The following is a 21,467-nucleotide window of genomic DNA, read 5'->3' as shown; positions in this document are numbered from 1 at the left end:
GCAATCGAATGAATATATTCAAGAAATATAAGCGCGATTATTGGCGCAATGCGACCATACGCCTTACTTTAATCTTCGTCACAGTGGTCATTATCGTGTGGTTCATGCCCCGCAATTACGGTCAACAACTGCGCTATGACATCGGGAAACCCTGGATGTACGGTTCTTTCATCGCCAAGTTCGACTTCCCGATCTATAAGACCGACGAGGCTATCAAGGCTGAACAAGACTCGGTGATGAAGACGTTTCAGCCCTATTATAACTACAATAGTAAGCTGGAAAAGGAAGAATTACGACAGTTCTACCATGATTTCAGCACGGGAATAGAGGGCGTTCCGGCTCCTGTCGTGCGCGAATTGGCCAACCATTTGCACCGACTTTATCAGGCAGGTATCATCAGTACGCCCGAGTATAACGGCATTGCACGCGATACAACCGGCATGGTTCGCATCGTCAACGGCAAGGAAGCCAAGAGCGTTTCCATCAAAAACATCTATTCAACCATGGCGGCTTACGAATCGTTGTTGCACAATCAGATGCTCATTCCCTATCGTTCTATCCTGCAACGCTGCAATCTGAACGACTATATCTCGCCCAACCTGACCTATGATAAAGAGCGATGTGAGGCCGAGAAGGCAGACCTTTTGGGAAGCATTCCCTTGGCCGGAGGCATGGTGATGAGCGGACAGAAGATCATTGACCGGGGCGAAATCGTCAACGATTACACCTATCGGGTGTTGAGTTCCTTTGAGCGTGAGATGCAAAGACGTAAGGCCACGGAGGCCGAAATCACCAATACACTGATCGGACAAATCCTGTTTGTCACCCTGTTGGTGGCCATCTTCACCCTCTATCTGCATCTCTTCAGAAAAGATTATTTCCAGAAATCGCGCAACATTGCCATGCTTTATGCCATCATTACGGTATATCCTATCTTGGTATCCTTGATGGTCAGCCACAGCATTTTCAATGTTTATATCATCCCATTTGCCATTGCTGCCATCTTCGTTCGCGTGTTCATGGACTCCCGAACGGCCTTTATCGTGCACGTGGTGATGGTGCTTTCCTGCGCAGTAGTGGTCAAATATCAATACGAATTCATCATTATTCAGCTCATGGCTGGCCTGATTGCCATCTATTCATTGCGCGAATTGTCGAGTCGTTCGCAATTGTTTAAGACGGCACTCTTCGTCACAACGGGGAGCATCGTGGTCTATATTGCCTTGCAACTCATGCAGAGCAACGACTTCTTAAAAATGGACCGCGACATGTATATCTTCTTTATCGTCAACGGAATCCTGCTGTTGTTGGCCTATCCGCTGATGTTCCTGATTGAGAAGATGTTTGGTTTCGTCTCTAATGTGACGCTCATCGAACTTTCAAATACCAACAAAGGCGTGCTGCGCGACCTGAGTGAGATTGCACCGGGCACCTTCCAGCACTCCATTACGGTGGGAAACATCGCTGCAGAGATAGCAAACTGCATCGGAGCCGACAGTCTTTTGGTGCGTACCGGTGCCCTCTATCACGACATAGGAAAGATGGCCAACCCCGTGTTCTTCACCGAAAATCAAGCCGGAGTGAACCCCCATGACAACATGAGCTACGAGGATAGTGCCAAAATCATCATCAGTCACGTGACCGAAGGTCTGAAACTGGCCGAGAAAAACAACCTGCCCACCATCATCAAAGACTTTATTTCGACCCACCACGGGCGCGGTGTCACCAAGTTCTTTTATATCAAATACAAGAACGAACACCCCGATGAAGCGATCGACATGGAGAAGTTCACCTATCCCGGTCCCAATCCTTTCACACGCGAGCAGGCCATTCTGATGATGTCCGATGCCGTGGAAGCAGCCTCACGTTCATTGAATGAATACACCGAAGAGAGCATCAGCCAACTTGTAGACAGGCTTATTGACGGACAAGTTGCCGATGGTTTCTTCACAGAATGCCCCATCACGTTCCGCGACATCACGCTGGCCAAGAAGATTATCATCGCCAGATTGATGGCCATTTACCACACGCGAATACAGTATCCCGAACTGAAGCCGAAGGCGAAAGAGGAGAAATAGAGTGCTCACCTCCGCCTCTGCCGAAGAGAGAAGAGGCGGAGCTTGTGTGCAAGACTTGTCAAATGCGGTTTTTTTCAGCCAAATTACAACACGATTTCAGTCCTATTACGCGGTAATATGAGCTATTTCACCGTGCAATAGGACTGAAATTAAAACGAGAATAAGTTGTTGATGGTCAAAATTCACTCACTCTTCATCGGTTTTCCCAGATAACTGATGCTCAAAGTGTGTTCTTTCGCGTCGGCACCTGCCACACGTCCATTCTCAACATGCAGTGAGAAGACAGTCTCGGGCGTGCCCGTTATCCTCAGACTGCCCGAAAGGAAGACGGGAACATCCGTCAAATGGGGGTCAGAAACGGTGTCGATGACCTGCCGTCCGTCTGTTGCATAATAATCCACCACCCAATAAAACCCACTGTGGTTCTCTTCCTTCCTGACAAGGCCCACGGTCCTATCCGCATGAACGTTCGTGTTCCACTGCACCTCCACGCACTCGTTTGCCGAGAGATAGAGACAGAGGCTGTAGTTGCCGTCGTCATCGTCTTTATATTCGGTTCTGACCACCTGTTTCCTCACGTTGTCGATGATGATTTCATTTGCCCGACCCACCGCTTCTTCGCTCTTCCGGCCGGTTATACGGGCAGCCAGCACCTTGTTCCGCCTGATTTCGTTGGCTATGGCAAACAATCTTCCTGCCATACTTCCTTGCAAATCGTTTATTCTCATAATGTCATTCGCCCCCGTTATACCCTCCTTATTGACAAGGGAACGCCGTGTCGGGGCTCGGGCGTTGGGGTTATCTATATTGCTTTACATTATTAATTATATGATGGCACATCGTTTTACCTTACTGCTTTACATAAACGGTAGTCGTGCCGACGCCTTTGTAGCGCAGGGCGCCATATCTGCCACCACCTTGATAATCTTGGCAGAAACTGTAGTCGTGGGCTTCGAGTTTACCTTTTTTATTGCGATAAACAGCCCATGCCATTACGGCGCGGTCGGTGGGCACAATGCCGTTTGTGTGCACTTTCCACGCATCGTTGATAACCACCACGCGAATAATGTCCGGATACTGCTGCCGAATGATGCGCAACACTTGAGCATTGAGTTGCTTGTCCAATGCACCGGGCTTGAGGGCCATCGTAGGTGGTTCGGGCTTCACTATCGCTGCGTCGACAATCTCCGAATATTCGGGGGTACCGTTATAACGGGTGTAGTACATCAGTTGCTTGTTCAGCTTCGAGGAGTTCGCGGAGAATTTATCGTGCTCCATCAGCACTTGTTTATACAGTTCGTTGGCAGCAATCAAATAGAGAGCCTTTTTGGTAGCCTCTTTCTCGGTATCCATGCCTTGATAAAGTTGCAGAACGCATTTGGCAATAAGGTTGATGTCAACAACAGAGCGTGCCATGAGTTTCATCAGCGCTTCGCGTTCGTTGCATTCCCCTCCATCGCTGTAGGGGAACATCCACCCCCGCTTTGCATCTGCCACGCCGGAGTTTTGTGTCGTGGTATATGCTTTCACTGCCCTGAAGCGACCGTTGTTGTAGGCAAGCAACATGGCAAGGTTCCACACCGACTCGTCGCAGTTGGGGTCGGCAAAGAAGCGTGCTGCCATGGGATAACGGAAAAGCTCGTCGGCGTGCATTGCCAATTTCTGTCCGTCTGCCGAAACAAGTTCTTTCACTCCGTCGTCGTAGCCTACAAGCCCTATTGTAATATCACCCAGAGTGGTGCCCACAGGGAAGGCCAAGATCTTTTTGGCCTCTTTGAGCAAGCGTGCCCACGGATAAATGAGTTGCTCCTCGCCCAAAGCATATAGGGTGGGATACTTGTAGTAGGGTTGCAGCGGGAAATAATGCGAATCGAGATGCTCGTAGGCGGCATACAGGTCTTTGTAGCTTTTCGAGAATCTCTCGGGCACGGTTTTGCTGTTGGCAAGCGGGTTTGCTGCCAGCGCAGCTTTCGAGGGCTTGAAATCCTCTTGATGCAGAACAACCAGCGATTCTGCCCGTTCCCTTTTGCTCTTGCGACTGTCATCTTGGGTAGCGGTCGTGTTGTCGGCGATTTTTTCTACGTTTTTCTTAATGGCCTTTTGGGCCTTGTTGAGCAGACCACCCAACTGTGCCTCTGCGGGCGTTGCGATGGCAAACGTTAGTACAATGGCTGCCAATACTGTTATTATTTGATTGATTTTAATCATACTTTCAACTTGCCCCCTACTAAATCTCTTTTCAGAGTAACGCCGTGTCGGGGCTCGGGCGTTGGGTTAAATTGTTTTGAATGTTATTTGTTTTAAGCACTTCACTTCTTGACCACACGACGGAAAGTCCGGCACGTGTGCCGGCGCAAGCATTCCGCCCGCGCCAGCCCCCTACTTCTTCACCTCGGCCGTGCCGTCAATCCTCACGGCGAACGTGTGGGCATTGCCGTCGCCCGTCTTGCCGTTGCTCTTGCCCACTTGGGCCGTGGTGACGTCCACACGATAGCGGCCGCTCTCCATGTCGATGTCGTAGAGCAGGGTGCCGGCCTTGCATTTCTGGTCTTTGCCCACGTTGGTAGTGAAGAAGACGCAGCTGCCGTCTTTGTCGTAAGACACAACCCAATAGACGTCGCTCTCGCGGGTCATGTCGTTGACCCTCTTGTTGCCCTCCGCGACGAAGTACACGCAGAGCATCTCCTTACCCGCCGCGTCGAACTGCAGGGCGAGGAAGTGTTTGTCGTCGACATACTTCATGATGGTGGCCTTAACGACGGTCTTCCGGACTCCGTCTATCAAGATGCCTTTCTCGCTGGGCTCTTGCCCGATGCCGCCCGTGCCGGGCTTCTCATTCTTGCCCTTCTTTCCTTTTTTGTCCTTGGGTTTCTCGCCGTCGCCCGTTCCGGGTTTCTTTTTGTTTGCGGCCTTGCGCAGGGCGAGGGTGAGATGACTGTCGGCCACCATCTTGTTGTAGCGGGTGATAAGGTCAGCCAGTCCGACCGTATCGGGCAACAGGTCGGCCAGCGACTGCATGCGCAGCACCACGGCATTGACAGCCTCATCGGTAGCGGCGCGCAGCTTTTTCAGGTCGAACTCTTTGCTGGGCGGTGTGGCCGAATAGTGTTTGAGGAACATAGCCGCAAAGGCTTCGTTGTCGGCCACGAGCTGGTCGAGGTCGGCCTTCGCGCCGATTTTGGCCACAAGGGGCTTGTACTTGGCACTGTTCAGGTCGTCGGCAAGGTTGCGGATACCCGACGTTTCCTTATTGTTGCTCTGCGCGGCCAATTCGGGATAACGCCTCATCACCTTTTCCACCTCGTCGGCCGCAGCCTGCACGTCAGCCGCACGGCGATGCTTGGCCGCCCGCACCGTGAATTGCAGGGCGCGATACGACTCGTCGCGGGCAGCGTCGAGCTGCCGTATCTCTGTGATGAACTCCTTCCCGCGGGGCAGGTTCAGCGCCTGCTCTTCTTTGTCGATGCAGGTTTTGAGTGCGGGCAGCAATGCGTTAACTTTTTCGATGTTGGCCTCCGTGCAAATGGCATGCAGGTTAATGGCATATTGCGAGTGCTCCAGATTTTGGAGGCGCTGCTTATCAAAAATATTGATTTTCATAGATTTTTTTTTGGTTGATATTAAATTTATTTTATGATGTGGGCTGACGATAAGCCTACCTACATATTTGTGCAATAGTTGCGGTTTTTAAAGGGTTATTTTTACATTTCGGTTTCAGAGTGTGACACTCTTATACTTTTCTTAACATTTTAATTTCAGAGTGCGGCACTCCTATACTTTCTTTAACGTTTTGATTTCAGAGTGTGGCACTCCTATACTTTTCTTAACATTTCGACTTCAGAGTGTGGCACTCCTATACTTTTCTCAACGTTTTAGTTTCAGAGTGCGACACTCTGGCGCTTTTTGGGTTGTTGTACCCCAAGAGTGAGGCCCGCCGCCCCGCGCCCCTTTGATTTCCTTGTTTCGGGGGCGCAGGGGCAGGGATTATTTCTTCTTCTTTTTCTTCTCCGTCATCGGGCCGCTGTAGCTGATGGTGAGAGAATACTCCTTGCCGTCTTTGCCCTTTACGAGTCCGTTTTCGAGTTTGATGTTGATGGTGCTCTCGGGCGAGCCGCTGATGGTGAGCGTGCCGGTGGTGAAGACGGGGTAGTCATCCTCGCTGGGGTTGCCCCAAGTATCAATGAGTATGGTGCCGTCGGGCTTATCGTACTCTACCCCCCAATACCACTTTCCGGTGTGCTTCTTTTCCTTTTCGGTCAGTTTGACGGGGCTGCCAGTCATGTGCAGGTCTTTGTTCAGAGTAATTATCACCCTTTCCTTACGGTCGGCCGAGAGGTAAAGATAGAGACTGTAGTTGCCGTCCTTCTCGTCTATGTATTCGGCGTTGACGATGGGCTTCTCCACGCCGTCGAGAGCTACGACTTGTGTCTTGGGTGCGGGCGGGTTGTCGTCGTCATTGTCTTTCGAACAGGCGGTGAACACTGCGCTCATCATTACTACTACTGCAAGAGCGAAAGCTGCTTTCGCTGCGCTTGCCAAAAATTGTTTTGTTTTCATTTTAAAATTATTAATTATTGATGATTGATTAGGGCTTAATTGCCCCGATTTTGAATGATTGATTAGGGTTTTACTTCTTCGTCATCGTGCCGCTGTAGCTGATGGTGAGGGTATGCTCCTTGCCGTCTTCGCCCATTACGCGCCCGTTTTCGAGTTTGATGTTGATGGTGCTCTCTGGCGAGCCGCTGATGGTGAGCGTGCCGGTTTTGAAGGAGGGCTCACTACTGCCGGGCTCGCCGTAAGCACCAATGAGGTTGCTGCTATCAGACTTATAGTATTTTACCAACCAATAAAACCCGGCGTGCTTCTCTTCCTTTTTGGTCAGGCTGATGGGGCTGCCGGTCATATGCAGGCCTTTGTTAAAATCTATTCGCACGATTTCTTTACTGTCGGTTAAGAGGTAGAGGTAGTAGTTGCCGTTGCCCCCGTCTTCGTATTCGGCCTTGACGATAGGCTTCTCGGTGCCGTCGAGGGTCACGAAGCCCGCTTTGGGTGCGGGCGGGGGAGGTGTTCCGCCGCCGTTGTCATCGTCACTACTTGAGCAGGCGGTAAACGCCGCGCTCATCATTACTACTGCTGCAAGGGCGAAAGCTGCTTTCGCTGCGCTTGCCAAAAAACTTGTTGTTTTCATAAATATTCGTGCCCCCCCTGTTAAAAACTCCTTTCGGAGTAACGCCGTGTCGGGGCCTCGGGCGTTGGGTTGTTGATATTAAAAATATGTTTTGTTGTTCTTTTCGGGAAAATCCTTTATCTTTGCATCATCATCTATATGTTACGATTATGACAAGCATGGAACTCAACCAAGAACTTTTCCGTCAACTCGCTATCGTTGCAAGCGACGAGAATCTCATGCGCAAGACCATCAAGGCCATCAAGCGCATCATAGAGAAGAAAGAAGAGCAGGATACCACGGAGCAAATCCTTGCTTCGCCCGCTATGATGGAAATTATCCATAAGGGCGATGAAGAGATTGCCGACGGCAACGTAACCCCCATTAAGCTCGAGGAGCTATGGAAATAGTTCTCCTTGAACAGGCGCGGCGCGACCGCGACTATTGGAAACGTACCGGCAACAAGCAAATCATGCGTCGCATCAGCGCCTTGCTTGCCGACATCGTGGAGCATCCCTTTACGGGTATCGGGAAACCCGAACCGCTCAAAGGACCGCTGCAGGGCAAGTGGAGCCGTCGCATTGACAAGGAACACAGACTTGTTTACTCCGTCGCAAACGGAATGATCTACGTTTATGTCTTCTCGCTTCGCTTTCATTACGCTCGATAGTTTTTCCATTTCTTCCCTTGGGTTATCTCCCTCACCCGTCTTCGCCGATGTTCCGGCAAGCGGGTGAGGGATTTTTCGTGTCGTGCGGGTGTTTACTTTTCCGCTGTTCCTTTATAGCTGATGGCGAGGGTGTGCTTCTTGCCGTCGCCAAAAAGCCCCGACGGTGTCGTTATCTCTCCGCCGGTGAGCTTCACCTCCACATCCTTCGTGGCGGGATTGACGTTGAGTTTCATCGTGCCACTCGAGAACTTGTAGGCATCATTTTTCGCCTCTTGGCCGGAGAAGAGCCATTTAGAGCCTTTAAGTACCGTTACGCTCCAGCCGTCGCTTTCTTTGGTTTTCTGCTCGGTGAGGTTGATCTGCTTGCCGTTGTGCATCGAAGTCTCGAGCGCGATTAACACAGTAGTGGCTTCTTTTCCGGCTTCAAGTTCCAGACTTAGCCAATAATAATGGGGGTTGTCTCCTACATTAGTCAGTGTTGACTTTTCAACTTTTATCTCCACGTCGTCGAGGGTCACGGTCTGCGCCTTGGATTCGGGTAGATTGTCGTCGTCACTGTCTTTCGAGCACGAGGTGAACGTCGCGCTCATCATCACTACTGCTGCAAGGGCGAAAGCTGCTTTCGCTGCGCTTGCAAAAAAACTTGTTGTTTTCATAAATATTCGTACCCCCCTGTTAAAACTCCTTTCGGAGTAACGCCGTGTCGGGGGCTCGGGCGTTGGGTTAAGAATTACACATTATATTATATATAGGCATTCAGTTGATAAAGAACTTCACGATGCTGTGCCACAGTGAGTGCCTGCATGGCGAAGCTTTCTCGGGCGGCGGGTGCTCCGGGCGGCCCGTTTGCACCACACCACGTCGGTCGAGTTCCGTGTCGATCATTTCATGTATCGTGCCAAGCAACTGCAAATGGTCTTCCGAAACTTGCATGTTGTGCTGCTGTCTGCTGCCTTGTTTTTCATCTCGTTGTTGTTTCATATCCATCTCCTCTCCTGTTTCATTGTTCTCTGTTGCAAATTTAAGCACGAAAACAGCAAAGCGACCTATCACCATCGGACAAAAAGTTATCAATATCGGACATTTTTCATCTTCCGCCGACCTATCACCATCGGACATCGGCCCTATCTAACGTGCTAATATATGATGTTTTAGCAGTGATAGGTTTAAACTATTTAACAACCTTCTTTTTTCCGCCCTCGAACATGATTTGAAGTGCAACCGAACGGAACCGGAAAACGAGTGAAATGAACCTGCCGACGCTTCGATTGGTCGAGGCTGCAAGAAAGAAACCTTGCCCGCGCGACAGAAGTTTTGCAGGAATTTAGTTGCCGATTGACAGAATTTCATTATCTTTGCAAACAGAAAAGCGGCGAACCCGACACACGGAGGTCACCTTTTCTATGAACAACCCTAAAATATGCCACGCATGAAGCACTGCAACCATCACACGTCTGATTTACAGTTCCTCCATCGGTTTTTCCCTATTTTTGAAAAGAAACGCCTCCGGCAGGCTTTCGTTGCATCGGGATTCCTCCTCTTCATTTGCCTGTTGGCGGCTTCGTGCAAAAAGCAAGCTGCCGGTTTCACGGCCGAAGAACGGCATGTCGCCGACAGTATCGTGCGTGCCGCGCATGGCATCGAGGCGCTCACACGGTTGCAAAAACAACAGGAACGCGCGGGAAACAAGCTCGGCAACATCATCGCCCTCAGAGAACTGGGCAAGGAACTGCGCAACGAAAGCCGCTTCGAAGAGGCAATCGGCTTCCACAGCGAGGGACTCCGGTTGGCCGAAGCGGCCGGCGACACGTCGGAATGGGTGCAGGCTTTGAACAACATCGGGACCGATTACCGGCGCATGGGCGTGCTCGACATGGCGCAAGAATACCACACCAAGGCGTGTATGCTCAGCGAAGAATGCAGCGATACCTCGTTTACGGCCCGGAAAAACCGCGTGGTTTCGCTCAATGGATTGGGCAACATCTATATGACTCTGGGCAATCATGAGCGGGCAACCGAGCTATTACGCCGGGCATTGAAAGGCGAACAAGCCCTCAATAGCGACATCGGACAGGCCATCAACTATGCCAATCTGGGTTCTATCTTCGAGCAACAAGGAAAAACCGACTCGGCTTGGGTGTACTATCACCTGTCGATGGCGCACAACTAAAGGGCGCACAACACGCTTGGAATGGCACTCTGCCATAACTATTTCGGTTCGCTTTACGAGAAAGCACACCAATATGACAAGGCTATCAGCGAGTATGAGACCTCCTATCAACTGATGAAGGACTCGAAAGACGAGTGGCATGCCCTGAATGCACTCATCGCCTTGGCCGGCATATCCAATGCGATGCACGACGAAGCCAAGACCTTAGACTATCTCAGCAGGGCGAAACCGATAGCCGAACGCATTCTTGCGAAAGAACATCTGGCCGACATCTACACCCTGTATTACAAGCACTACAAGCGAACCGGCGACCATCGAACAGCAAGGCAAGGGTCTGCTCTCGCTCATCAACCAACTGCTTGACATCTCAAAAGTCAAGTCGGCCGTGGGAAACAGCGATTGGTACAACGGAAACATCACGGCACACCTGACGATGATCATTGAAACTTATCGTGATTATGCCCACAGTCGCAACATCAACCTGCAGTTTCTTGCCAAGGAAACCGTGGTTATGGATTTCATTCCCCACTATGTAAACAAGCTGATGAACAATCTGCTCTCCAACGCCTTCAAATTTACCCCTGAATACGGCAAGATAGACGTTTCGGTATGGCGCGAGAAAGACCATTTGTTCATCGACATTGCCGACACAGGCGAGGGCATGGACAAGGATACGGCCGCTCATGTGTTTGAGGCTTTCTATCAAGGAAAGAACGAAATGCAGCATATCGGGACCGGTGTGGGCCTCGCACTCGTCAAACAAATCGTGGATGCCGTCGCAGGAAGCATCACGGTAGAGAGCAAAATGGGCAAAGGTTCCACTTTCCACGTCTGTATTCCCATCCATAACACCGTAAAACGGAAGGCAACCGCTACGCCGGAAACTATCAAACCGCTTCTTCCGAAACTCAAAGCACCGCTCGCAGAGAGCAAACACAAGGAAAGCGCCTGCCAACTGCTGATCATTGAAGACAATGCAGACATTGCCGCCTACATCGGCGGGCAGTTTACCGACCAATATGCCGTGTCCTACGCATCAAACGGCCGTGAAGGACTGCAAAAGGCACAGGAGTTGGTGCCCGACCTCATCATCACCGACCTGATGATGCCCGAGATAGACGGACTGGAAGTGTGCCGACAGGTGCGCACCAACGAGATTATCAGCCACATTCCCATTATCATTGTGACGGCAAAAATAACGGAAGAGGAACGAATCAAAGGCATAGAAGCCGGTGCCGACGCCTATCTTTCCAAGCCGTTCAACAGTCAAGAACTGCAAACACGGGTAGAGGCGTTGCTGACAGGACGGAAACTCTTGCAAGAAAAGTTCGCAACAACGATGGAACTCAACGAAAACGAGGAGCAAGACAGCGAACTGACCACCGATGCCGACATGCGTTTCCTCATCAAAGTGACGACGGCCGTCTATCTGCAGCTCAATAAAAACAAAGAAATCGACGTGGCCTTCCTCGCCTCGAGCATGTGTATGAGTCCCCGACAGTTCCACCGTAAGATTCATGCGCTTACAGGTTACGCACCGGCCGCCTATATCCAGCGACTCAAAATCAAGAAAGCCCGCAACATGTTAGACAAAGACATGATAATAAGTTTCACGGAAGTGGCCTATCAATGCGGCTTCGAGGCCTATCCGAACTTTGTCCGGGCGTTCAAGAACGTGTGTGGTGTGACGCCAAGCGACTATCGCAGAGATCAAGCTACGCTCGTTTCAGACACAGCTTCCAATTAAAGCGCCGCCCAATTTCAGCCCCGATGGCAGGAAAAACGTTGGCATTGTCACCCTTTCTCTGCCCCCGTAACTTCCAATATGTTCCATATCACTTTTCAATCTCAGCCATATTGCGCGGTAATATGGTTGAGATTAGCGTCTAATATGGCTGAGAATGCACAGTAAAATGGGTGAGATTGAAAAGCAAGATGCAAGTCGTTGATTGTCAATCTGAATGCATGTAGGGACGCACGGCTCGTGCGTCCACACAAACAAACATGTATTTAAGTCTTCTATCCTGCTTGAACGGACGCACGGACCGTGCGTCCCTACATACCTATATCAGCCGTATTGATACATAAAATGATTGATGGGAAAAGCTGCACGAATGCATGTAGGGACGCACGGCTCGTGCGTCCACACAAATAAACACGTATTTAGTCTTCTATTCTGCTTGAGCGGACACACGGACCGTACGTCCTTACACACCTATATTGGGCGTATTGATGCATAAAAGATTGATGGGAAAAGCTGTGCGAATGCATGTAGGGACGCACGGCTCGTGCGTCCAACCAAATAAACACGTGTTTAGCCTTCTACTCTGCTTGAGCAGACGCACGGACCGTGCGTCCCTACATACCTATATCGGGCATATTATGCGGCAAGAAGGGTGATAGTGGAAAGCGATGTCGTTCATTTGGAAAATCTTCTGCATGGAATGAGGCAAGAAAGCGGGGAAGGTCGGCACGTATTCCGGGGGAAGTTCGTAACTTTGCACGTAGTTTGCAGAGGGAATATCGACTATGCGTATCGCTAAATTCATCAAAGATTGGACGCTGTTGTGCGCCATCGGCTTCGGAAGCATCGTCTATTGGGTGTTCACACACGTTGACGTGCTCGTGCCTTTCGGCGACTTTGCGGGGCCGAAACTCGTGGCCTTGCTGCCCGTAAACCTCTTTGTGATGCTCTATGTCACGTTCTGCAAGATACGAATGGACGACCTTACACCGCGCAAATGGCATTTTATTCTTCAGGGAATCCGCACGTTTTTGGCGGCAGCGAGCGTCATTGCGGCCAACCTTTGCACCACTTCTACGGGCAAACTCCTATGGGAAAGCGTCTTTATCTGCGCCATTTGTCCGACGGCTGCAGCTGCCCCTGTGATCGTAGAGAAGCTCGGTGGTAGCATTGCCTCGCTGACGGTGTATCTCTTGATAGCCAATTGCTTCACGTCGGTCATTATTCCTTTGTTCTTTCCATTGATGGAAAAGAGTGCCGACATCACCTTTGTCATGGCGGCATGGCTGGTGCTCAAGCGCGTGTTGACGGTGCTGGTGGTTCCCTTGGCCTTGGCTTTGCTGACGCGAAAATGCCTGCCCGACTTCATCGCATGGCTGAAAACGAAGCGCAACATCGCTTTTTACATCTGGAGTTTCAACCTGTCTATCATCATGGGACTTGCCATGCAGCACATCGTACGCGCCCCCGTTTCAGGCTGGGTGCTCGTAGCTTTGTGCGTCATTCCCTTGTTATTAGCCGTCGTTCAGTTCTCCGTTGGCAAGCTGGTCGGCCATTATTACGGCGATAGTATAGGGGCCGGACAGGCCTTGGGACAGAAGAATACGGTGGTGGGTATATGGCTCACGCTCTCATTCCTCAATCCCTACGCTGCCATTGCGCCCTGCGTCTATGTGATTTGGCAGAACCTTATCAATGCCATTCAGCTGTATTACAAAGAGAAGCACGGCTATCTGAAATGGTAATCCGAACTATAAATTGGTATGATTTTTGCCCTTTGGTACGACGAAAAGCCCAAAGGCGAACAGAAAATAAAACAAAATAGGTATTAAAAATGAAAGTTATCAGCAATCAATCTTTTGGAGGCGAGCGTCCGCTCTTCGGCATCAAGGACACCCACTTGGAGCATATCACGATCACCGATGGTGAGTCGGGCATCAAATGTTGCGCGAACTTAGTGTGCGACGACTCGAAGTTCTATGGCAAATATCCGTGGTGGCACGTTGATAAAAGCCTCATCACGAATTGCTATTTCGCCCCCGAAAGCCGTTCGGCCATTTGGTATAGCAGTGATATGACCATGAAAGACTCGGTCATCGACGGGCCGAAGTTCTTCCGAGAGATGAAGAATCTGACGCTTGAAAACGTGAAAATCAACGATGCTGACGAGACTTTCTGGAGAGTTGACGGCCTGAAACTGAAGCATGTCAGCCTGCATGACGGCACTTATCCGTTCATGTTCTCGCGCAATATCTATGTGGACGGCCTCACGAGCGACGCAAAATACGTGTTCCAATACTGCAAGAACGTAGAGGTTCACCATGCCAAAATCACCACAAAAGACAGCTTTTGGGAGTGTGAAAACGTCACCGTGTACGACTCGGTACTTGACGGCGAGTACTTGGCTTGGCATTCCAAGAACGTGAAATTGGTGCGTTGCCACATCGGCGGCGAGCAACCGCTGTGCTATCTCGACGGTATCACGCTCGAAGACTGCACGTTTGACGCCGCCTGCGACCGTGCTTTCGAAGACAGTCGCAACATCGATGCCACCATCAAAGGGCGCATCACCGAGATAAAGAACCCCATCAGCGGGCGCATTGTGGCCGACGAAATCGGCAGAATCACCTACGATGCGTTTGCCAAAGAAAAGGATTGCGTGATTGAAACCACTAAATAAACAACTATGAAGCAGTTTGATTTCGACGAGATTGTGGTGCGCCGCGGCACCAATTCCTATAAATGGGACCTGCCGAAAGGCGAAGACATCATTCCGATGTGGGTGGCCGACATGGACTTCAAGACCGCCCCTTGCATCATCGATGCGCTGAAACGGCGCGTAGAACACGGCATTTTCGGCTACACGTTCGTGCCCGACAGTTACTATGATGCCATCATCAACTGGTTCAAAAGGCGACACCAGTGGCACATCGAACGCGAGGATATTCTCTACACCTCGGGCGTTGTGCCCGCAATTGCCTGCACATTGAAGGCCACAACCATGCCGGGCGAGAAGGTACTTGTGCAGACTCCGGTGTACAACTGCTTCTTTTCGGCCATTAAGAACAGTGGCTGCGAAGTGTCGGAGAACCCACTTCGGCGCGAAGGAGACAGCTATGTGATAGACTTCGACGACTTTGAACGCCGCTGTAGTGACGAGAAAACCACGGTGTTCCTGCTTTGTAACCCCCACAATCCGGCAGGTCGCGTGTGGCGAAAAGACGAACTCCGACGCATGAACGATATCTGCTTGAAACACCATGTGAAGGTGATTGCCGACGAAATCCATTGCGAACTCGTCATGCCGGGGCACACATTCCAACCCTTTGCGGCCGTCGATGAGGCCTGTCGTGACAACTGTGTAGTGCTCAACTCGCCCTCCAAGGCTTTCAACATTGCTGGTCTGCAGATTGCAAACATCGTGTGTCACGATGCAGAATGGCGGCGACGCATCAACCGGGCCATCAATATCAACGAAGTATGTGACGTTAATCCGTTCGGTGTTATCGCCCTGCAAGCGGCCTATAACGACGGTGGTGAGTGGCTTGATGCACTCAATCAATATATCCACGAGAACTATCTTGCCCTCAAAGACTTCTTCCGTGAGCGGCTTTCCCGGCTCGAAGTGTGTCGCCTCGAGGGCACTTATCTTGCATGGATCAACCTCTCTCGCATTCCGATTACGGCCGACGAAGCCGCCCGAAGGTTGCTCGGAAATGCCAAGGTGATGCTCAACAGCGGCACGATGTACGGCAGAGAAGCAGGCAATTCCTATCTCCGCATCAACCTTGCCTGCCCACGTTCCACGTTGATGGAAGGCTTGAAGCGCATCGAAAGCGAGTTGGTTGGCATGTAACACCCGACGGACTACCCCGCAAGTGAGAAATTTTAGCGTCTATACGCTTTCATATCATCTTCTTATTCATGGCATAATGGTAAAGAAAACAAAGCACATTGCACTCTTGTTCTTCCTGTTCGGTCTCCTTCAAGCATCGGCACAACAGGTCAGTATTCATCGGCTTTCGAACGGAATGACCGTTTGGTTGAACCCCGACACGGCCGAATCGAAGTTCATCGGCTACGTAGTTGTGAAAGCAGGAGCACGAGATTGTCCCAATACAGGCATTGCTCACTACTTTGAACACATCATGTTCAAAGGTACGCAACTGATTGGGACCACCGACTACGCCAAAGAAAAACCTTTGCTTGACGACATCAGCCGGCAATACAACCGTTTGGCACAGACCACCGACCCGAAACAGCGCACGACCATACAGCTCGAAATCAACAAACTTAACCAACAAGCGGCTCAATATGCCATTCCCAACGAGTTTTCAAAACTGCTCACGCGCTACGGCGGCACGGGCATCAACGCCTATACCGACCTTGATGAAACCGTGTATCACAGTGAGTGTGCTCCACAATACATTGAGCAATGGTGCCAACTCAACAGCGAACGCTTCATAAACCCTGTGTTCCGGCTCTTCCAAGGCGAGCTTGAAACGGTCTATGAAGAGAAGAATCGGGCCGAAGATAACTTTGGTATGCAACTCATGGCACGCCTGCAAAGCATGGTGTTCAAGGGTAGTGACTACGAATTTCCAGTCATCGGAAGCACCGAAAACCTCAAGAATCCGCGCTTATCCGATATGGATGCCTTCTATCAAAAGTATTATGTGGCGGGTAATATGGGGTTGATCCTCTGTGGAAACTTCAGGGAGAAGGACATCATTCCCCTGTTGGAAAGGACATTCGGACGCATCAGAAGCGGGGAAAACCCGATGAGAAAGCCCTTCTATTTGGCTGACTTCAACCCCGAAAAGACCCTGAAAATCAAGATTCCTTTTCCTTTGATCAAGGCCTCGGCATTGGTGTTTCGCGGTCCAACCCCACGCGATCACGACTATACCGCCATGCAGATTGCTATGCGATTACTGTCGAACAGCAACAATAGCGGGCTCATCGACTCGCTCTCCGTACATCATCATGTGATGTACGGCATGGCAGCAGGTGCCGATATGTTCATGACCCGCGAGGTCGGTCTCTTAGGTTTAGCGGCCGTGCCCAACCTTCCTTTCGGTTCAAAACGCAAGGCAGAGCGACTCCTTTGGCAGCAAATCAACAAGCTGAAACATGGAGATTTCTCCACAGAAAGCTTCGAAGCAGCCAAGACAGAATATCAAAAAGAGACGGAACAACAGCTTGAAAACATTGGTAATCGCATCGTATTGATGGCCGGTTGCTATGCAGCCGGCATGGATTGGAACGAATACTTGGCGCATATCTCCATGATTTCGCAACTCAAAAAGGCTGACATTGTGGCAGCCTGCCAGCGTTATTTCAACAATCATTACCTGCTTATTCACAAGAAATTCGGCAAATACAAGAAGGATAAAATAGCGAAACCGCCCTACAAACCCGTAAAGACTGATAACGAAAGTAAGCAATCTGCCTATGCTGAACAGCTGGCATTGACTGCCACACCCACGCTCTCTCCACAGTTCATTGCATTTGGAAAGGACGTCGAAACACGCCATCTTGCACAGCAAGCCGACCTATATGCCGCGCCAAATCCACGTAATGATATCTTCCAACTCACGCTCTCTTGGTACCAAATCCACGTGCAAAAGCCCGTCCATATGATGTCGGATCTCTTTGATTATTTAGGCACTTCGTCACTCAAAAAACAAGCTTTTGCGGCCCGATTGCAGGCACTTGGTACCACGCTCAAGGGTGACTACACGCTCAACCGCATGACAATTGAACTCACAGGCTTCGACAAGAACCTCGCAGCCTCGATAGACTTGCTCACCGATTTGCTGAAGAATCCCAAGACCGACCGGCCGTCTGTTGCGACAATGAAGAAGGACGCACGCCTCGGCGACAAGTTTTTTGATAAGGACATGGAGTCGGTTCGCAGCGCCGTTTTGGAAAAAATCGCCCTCGGAACGAACTCCACTTACCTGCAAGACATGCCGACAAGCGAGCTGAAAAGACTCGAAGTGCAGGATATTGAGGACCTCTTTAAATCGGCACAAAACGGAAAATTGACCGTCACCTACAGTGGAAGACTTGCCATAGACAGCGTGGCCGAGATGCTGAACCCCATTGTTTCGCCCGTAGAAAGACAAGATTACACGGGCTATGACTTCAATGTAGAGCAGCCCGAACACACGATTTACCTCTATGACAAGCCCGATGCACGTCAAGCTGTCGTTGGAACATACACCGTTCTACCACCGCTTGACACTGAAGAAAAGCAAGCGCGCTTCACGATATGGCAGCGTTATTTCAGCAACGGCGGCCTCAACAGCGTGCTATTCCGCGAACTTCGCGACCTTCGGTCACTGGTTTACACCTGCAGCGGCATCGCTTATACGCAGTCGTTTAAGGCAAGGAAAAACCGCAATATCGGCTACTTCACTGTGGCAGGCACGCAAACCGACAAGGCGCTCACCACGCTTTCGCTTATCGATAGTCTGCAAAACGACATGCCTATCGACCGTCGAAACCTACAAAACGCACGGCAATCGGCACTCAACAGCATCAACAATTCGCGCCCCACATTCCGAGATCAGCCCGACTATATGGCCGAAGCTGTCCTCAAAGGTTATGCGGAAGACCCCAGCAAGGCTCGCACTTCGGCCATCATGCAAACCACCGACGAGGCCGTCATCAGCTATTATCACGACGTTGTTCAGCCCGCTCCGCGTTCCTATTTCATCATCGGCAACCTGAAAGCCATCGACCGCAAGGCCCTCGAACGCTATGGTCGTGTTGTAGAATTAAAGAAGGAAGACATCTACAGATAGTCAGCCGGTTTGTAATATCAGCCATATTTGCACGCAATATCAACCTTATTGCGCGGTAAAATGGCTGATATTGGCACGTAAAGTGGCTGATATCGCGCGCTAATATGACTGATATTGACGACATTCCAAATGAAGGGAAAGACGTGTTGTCAATCGTCAACAACAGATAAAACAGCAGATTCAGTATATAAACTTTGCCGCGTTGTACCTGTTTCTATCCTATTTTAACTATATTTGTAGCCGGGTATCCGCTATCCCGCAGGTCAATTGTCAACACATAAATTGGATTTTGACAAATGAACCGCTGACAAATACGACAAAGAGTCATTGCTGTAAGCGGTTTCATGGCCTTTAACAATGTTTGGAACTGACGCCGTTTTGTAGCTATTATGTCGACAAAAAGAAATGAAGTGTAAAATTATCGTTTGTTTGTTGTCCCTACTTTCCTTTGTTATTACAGCAAATGCACAAGTCGAGATTGCCTTTTCGCCCGATTGTCCGGGGCAACTACGGGGCCAGACATCATGCCACAATGGAGCATTGATTGGGAGACAGGTTCCTCATACGAGTGGAACCGAAGGAATGGAGCGCATGAACATACGTGGACTATCAACACTTCGCTCTTTCGTTTAGGACTTACCACCAATGTAGAACTGCGTTTCCAATTAGATGAGAGTGCCACGTTGGCATCTCAGAAGCTCTATGGTGGCATATCCAATGCATCTGTCGGGACAAAGATAAAAGTGTTTGAAGGGTCGAAAGGCCTGCCGAAAACAGCCTTCCTTGGGACAATTCTCCTTCCCGGGAGCAGTCAATCTCATTATCTCCCCAAGCATATTGGCGTTCAATCCCACCTGTTGTTTGAAAATAACATAACGGAATTTTTCAGTATAGGCTATGATATTGGAGTGGAATGGAGTGGTGAGACGCATCGCCCGGATATATTTTTCGGTGCCGGTTTGAACTTCCAGCCTACGGATAGGTGGTGCTTTTTCATAGAAAGTTATAATCGCTTCAATTCTGAAAAGCAGGAGGACTGGGCCAGACCCGGCCATAGAAGCCACTTCAACTGTATGGGTGAAACGGGCGTTTCTTATATCGTCATACCGCGATTGCAGCTAAACATGTATAACGACATCTGCTTTAACGAGCCTTTTAAATATGTAAATCTCGGTGTAGGAATGGCCTGGTTACTCCACTAAAGAATTTTTAGTTCCACTAAGGTACAATTAGAACGCTTTTAGGGTTGTGTCTACCACCGACCTTGCGCGTTTCAATTCCACTAAGGTACAATTAGAACCTCAGATAGTGGCGAATAAGACTGCGTCTCCGATATTTCAATTCCACTAAGGTACAATTAGAACGCAGCGGCTCCTTTCTGAAGGGTATCCTTAAATCCTGTTTCAATTCCACTAAGGTACAATTAGAACTTCACGCGGTACGTTCTTGGTTACCCGTTGATCCTGTTTCAATTCCACTAAGGTACAATTAGAACTTCACGCGGTACGTTCTTGTTAACAAGCTGAGTAAGTTTCAATTCCACTAAGGTACAATTAGAACGCCCGGAACTGGTGAACAAGCTCCTGCTTACCATGTTTCAATTCCACTAAGGTACAATTAGAACTAAAATACTTCAACACATCATGGTTCAAGCAACTCAGTTTCAATTCCACTAAGGTACAATTAGAACCCCACACGGAGACTGCCGGTGGGAGCCGCCTGTCCGAGTTTCAATTCCACTAAGGTACAATTAGAACCAGGTAATCAAATGCAGTCTGGGACCATCCGTTCGGAGTTTCAATTCCACTAAGGTACAATTAGAACCAGGTAATCAAATGCAGTCTGGCACGATTGGTCCGGTGTTTCAATTCCACTAAGGTACAATTAGAACGAGGTGAGAAAACTCTTTAATGCTTCTTTCATCTTGTTTCAATTCCACTAAGGTACAATTAGAACTTCTTAGCGGTCTCATTGTTCAACTGAACTTGACTTGTTTCAATTCCACTAAGGTACAATTAGAACCAGGGAAACACAGGCGGCGAGAAGAAGCAACTCAGTTTCAATTCCACTAAGGTACAATTAGAACCAGGTAATCAAATGCAGTCTGGCACGATTGGTCCGGTGTTTCAATTCCACTAAGGTACAATTAGAACGAGGTGAGAAAACTCTTTAATGCTTCTTTCATCTTGTTTCAATTCCACTAAGGTACAATTAGAACTTCTTAGCGGTCTCATTGTTCAACTGAACTTGACTTGTTTCAATTCCACTAAGGTACAATTAGAACCAGGGAAACACAGGCGGCGAGAAGATGCACAAGCGTTTCAATTCCACTAAGGTACAATTAGAACCCACCATTCTTGAAAATGAGAAGGTCGATATATAAACCGTTTACTGCGATACAAAGGTACTAAAAAAAGAGCAAAAAAATGTCGATACCTAAAAATACATTTTCCGTTGGGCTTCGACATATCTTTTGCTGTAATATGTTTCAAGAAGTCAAAGAGCGACTCTATTATATATTAGAAGACACTATAAATAATCTTATTACCACATCGACAACTTTACAGAAAGTTATCTGTTGACATTCGCTCCTTGCCAAGAATATCCTTACTCATATGATAACCCATTTTATTGGAGAATATTATCACACTATCTTCTTTTTTATCAATCAAGTTTTCGATCTTATGCTGCAACTCCCGCAGTTTAACTTCTGACAGTTCGCCTTCAAACACAGAATTCTGTATCCAACAAAGATATTGCCGACACTGTTTCAACATTTTACCAACACGCTTTTCAGCCACATCATAAATCAGGATAACATACATA

Annotated in this window: 16 protein-coding genes, 1 pseudogene and 1 CRISPR repeat array; of the genes and pseudogenes, 9 read left to right on the top strand and 8 right to left on the bottom strand. The window is 49.4% G+C overall.

The genetic code is table 11. The features are described 5' to 3' along the window. Window positions 1–8 precede the first annotated feature (8 nt). Entirely contained in the window at window positions 9–2,078 is a 2,070-nt protein-coding gene (locus HMPREF9944_RS08505; protein WP_008565771.1) for an HD family phosphohydrolase, read from the top strand. A 182-nt stretch (window positions 2,079–2,260) separates the two neighbouring features. Here HMPREF9944_RS08505 and HMPREF9944_RS08500 read toward each other — a convergent pair whose 3' ends face one another. The 5 genes from HMPREF9944_RS08500 to HMPREF9944_RS08480 form a co-directional block, all read right to left on the bottom strand. Next, complete coding sequence (locus HMPREF9944_RS08500) at window positions 2,261–2,806, bottom strand: hypothetical protein (RefSeq protein ID WP_044113551.1); 546 nt, start codon at window positions 2,804–2,806, stop codon at window positions 2,261–2,263. A 121-nt stretch (window positions 2,807–2,927) separates the two neighbouring features. After that, window positions 2,928–4,286 carry a hypothetical protein gene (locus HMPREF9944_RS08495; protein WP_008565769.1) on the bottom strand — a complete coding sequence of 453 codons (1,359 nt, stop codon included), beginning with the start codon at window positions 4,284–4,286 and terminating at the stop codon, window positions 2,928–2,930. A gap of 171 nt (window positions 4,287–4,457) precedes the next feature. Next, on the bottom strand, window positions 4,458–5,678 hold the full coding sequence (locus HMPREF9944_RS08490) for a DUF6261 family protein (RefSeq protein ID WP_008565767.1): 1,221 nt from the start codon (window positions 5,676–5,678) through the stop codon (window positions 4,458–4,460). 384 nt (window positions 5,679–6,062) lie between these two features. Continuing rightward, complete coding sequence (locus HMPREF9944_RS08485; protein WP_008565766.1) at window positions 6,063–6,635, bottom strand: hypothetical protein; 573 nt, start codon at window positions 6,633–6,635, stop codon at window positions 6,063–6,065. 70 nt (window positions 6,636–6,705) lie between these two features. Then, window positions 6,706–7,266, bottom strand: coding sequence for a hypothetical protein (locus HMPREF9944_RS08480; RefSeq protein ID WP_008565765.1), 561 nt, complete (start codon window positions 7,264–7,266; stop codon window positions 6,706–6,708). 149 nt (window positions 7,267–7,415) lie between these two features. Here HMPREF9944_RS08480 and HMPREF9944_RS08475 point away from each other — a divergent pair, with 149 nt between their 5' ends. Together HMPREF9944_RS08475 and HMPREF9944_RS08470 are read left to right on the top strand one after the other, a co-directional pair. Next, window positions 7,416–7,655: a hypothetical protein gene (locus HMPREF9944_RS08475; RefSeq protein ID WP_008565764.1), complete on the top strand. Its 240-nt coding sequence runs from the start codon at window positions 7,416–7,418 to the stop codon at window positions 7,653–7,655. Next, a complete protein-coding gene (locus tag HMPREF9944_RS08470) occupies window positions 7,646–7,915 on the top strand; it encodes a Txe/YoeB family addiction module toxin (RefSeq protein ID WP_008565763.1) in 270 nt (89 codons plus the stop codon). Before HMPREF9944_RS08475 ends, HMPREF9944_RS08470 begins: the two co-directional genes overlap by 10 nt. A 92-nt stretch (window positions 7,916–8,007) precedes the next feature. Here HMPREF9944_RS08470 and HMPREF9944_RS08465 read toward each other — a convergent pair whose 3' ends face one another. Together HMPREF9944_RS08465 and HMPREF9944_RS08460 are read right to left on the bottom strand one after the other, a co-directional pair. Continuing rightward, the gene (locus HMPREF9944_RS08465; protein ID WP_008565762.1) at window positions 8,008–8,571 is read right to left on the bottom strand and encodes a hypothetical protein; all 564 of its coding nucleotides are present in this window, start codon (window positions 8,569–8,571) and stop codon (window positions 8,008–8,010) included. Window positions 8,572–8,671: 100 nt separating this feature from the next. Next, complete coding sequence (locus HMPREF9944_RS08460) at window positions 8,672–8,896, bottom strand: hypothetical protein (protein WP_244861143.1); 225 nt, start codon at window positions 8,894–8,896, stop codon at window positions 8,672–8,674. Between the two features lie 439 nt (window positions 8,897–9,335). Between HMPREF9944_RS08460 and HMPREF9944_RS13520 the strand changes: the two are divergent. The 6 genes and pseudogenes from HMPREF9944_RS13520 (at window position 9,336) to HMPREF9944_RS08425 (ending at window position 19,843) form a co-directional block, all read left to right on the top strand. Beyond that, a pseudogene (locus HMPREF9944_RS13520) lies at window positions 9,336–11,832 on the top strand (response regulator). A gap of 782 nt (window positions 11,833–12,614) precedes the next feature. Then, a complete protein-coding gene (locus tag HMPREF9944_RS08445) occupies window positions 12,615–13,574 on the top strand; it encodes a hypothetical protein (protein ID WP_008565757.1) in 960 nt (319 codons plus the stop codon). Between the two features lie 89 nt (window positions 13,575–13,663). After that, the gene (locus HMPREF9944_RS08440; RefSeq protein ID WP_008565756.1) at window positions 13,664–14,509 is read left to right on the top strand and encodes a DUF3737 family protein; all 846 of its coding nucleotides are present in this window, start codon (window positions 13,664–13,666) and stop codon (window positions 14,507–14,509) included. A 6-nt stretch (window positions 14,510–14,515) separates the two neighbouring features. Continuing rightward, a complete protein-coding gene (locus HMPREF9944_RS08435; protein ID WP_008565755.1) occupies window positions 14,516–15,685 on the top strand; it encodes a MalY/PatB family protein in 1,170 nt (389 codons plus the stop codon). A 76-nt stretch (window positions 15,686–15,761) separates the two neighbouring features. Beyond that, a complete protein-coding gene (locus tag HMPREF9944_RS08430; protein WP_008565753.1) occupies window positions 15,762–18,641 on the top strand; it encodes a M16 family metallopeptidase in 2,880 nt (959 codons plus the stop codon). Between the two features lie 524 nt (window positions 18,642–19,165). Then, window positions 19,166–19,843, top strand: a complete 678-nt coding sequence (locus HMPREF9944_RS08425; protein WP_244861142.1) for a transporter — start codon at window positions 19,166–19,168, stop codon at window positions 19,841–19,843. Window positions 19,844–19,847: 4 nt separating this feature from the next. Next, window positions 19,848–20,989: a CRISPR direct-repeat array (repeat unit 30 nt; unit sequence GTTTCAATTCCACTAAGGTACAATTAGAAC). 213 nt (window positions 20,990–21,202) lie between these two features. Here the strand turns inward: HMPREF9944_RS08425 and cas2 are convergent. Then, on the bottom strand, window positions 21,203–21,466 hold the full coding sequence (gene cas2 / locus HMPREF9944_RS08420) for a CRISPR-associated endonuclease Cas2 (protein WP_008565749.1): 264 nt from the start codon (window positions 21,464–21,466) through the stop codon (window positions 21,203–21,205). Between the last annotated feature and the right edge of the window lies 1 nt (window position 21,467).

It is taken from the genome of Segatella maculosa OT 289, from assembly GCF_000243015.1.
Lineage (GTDB): Bacteria > Bacteroidota > Bacteroidia > Bacteroidales > Bacteroidaceae > Prevotella > Prevotella maculosa.
Note: the sequence above shows the minus strand (reverse complement) of the source record. Positions and strands in the feature narration are given on the sequence as shown.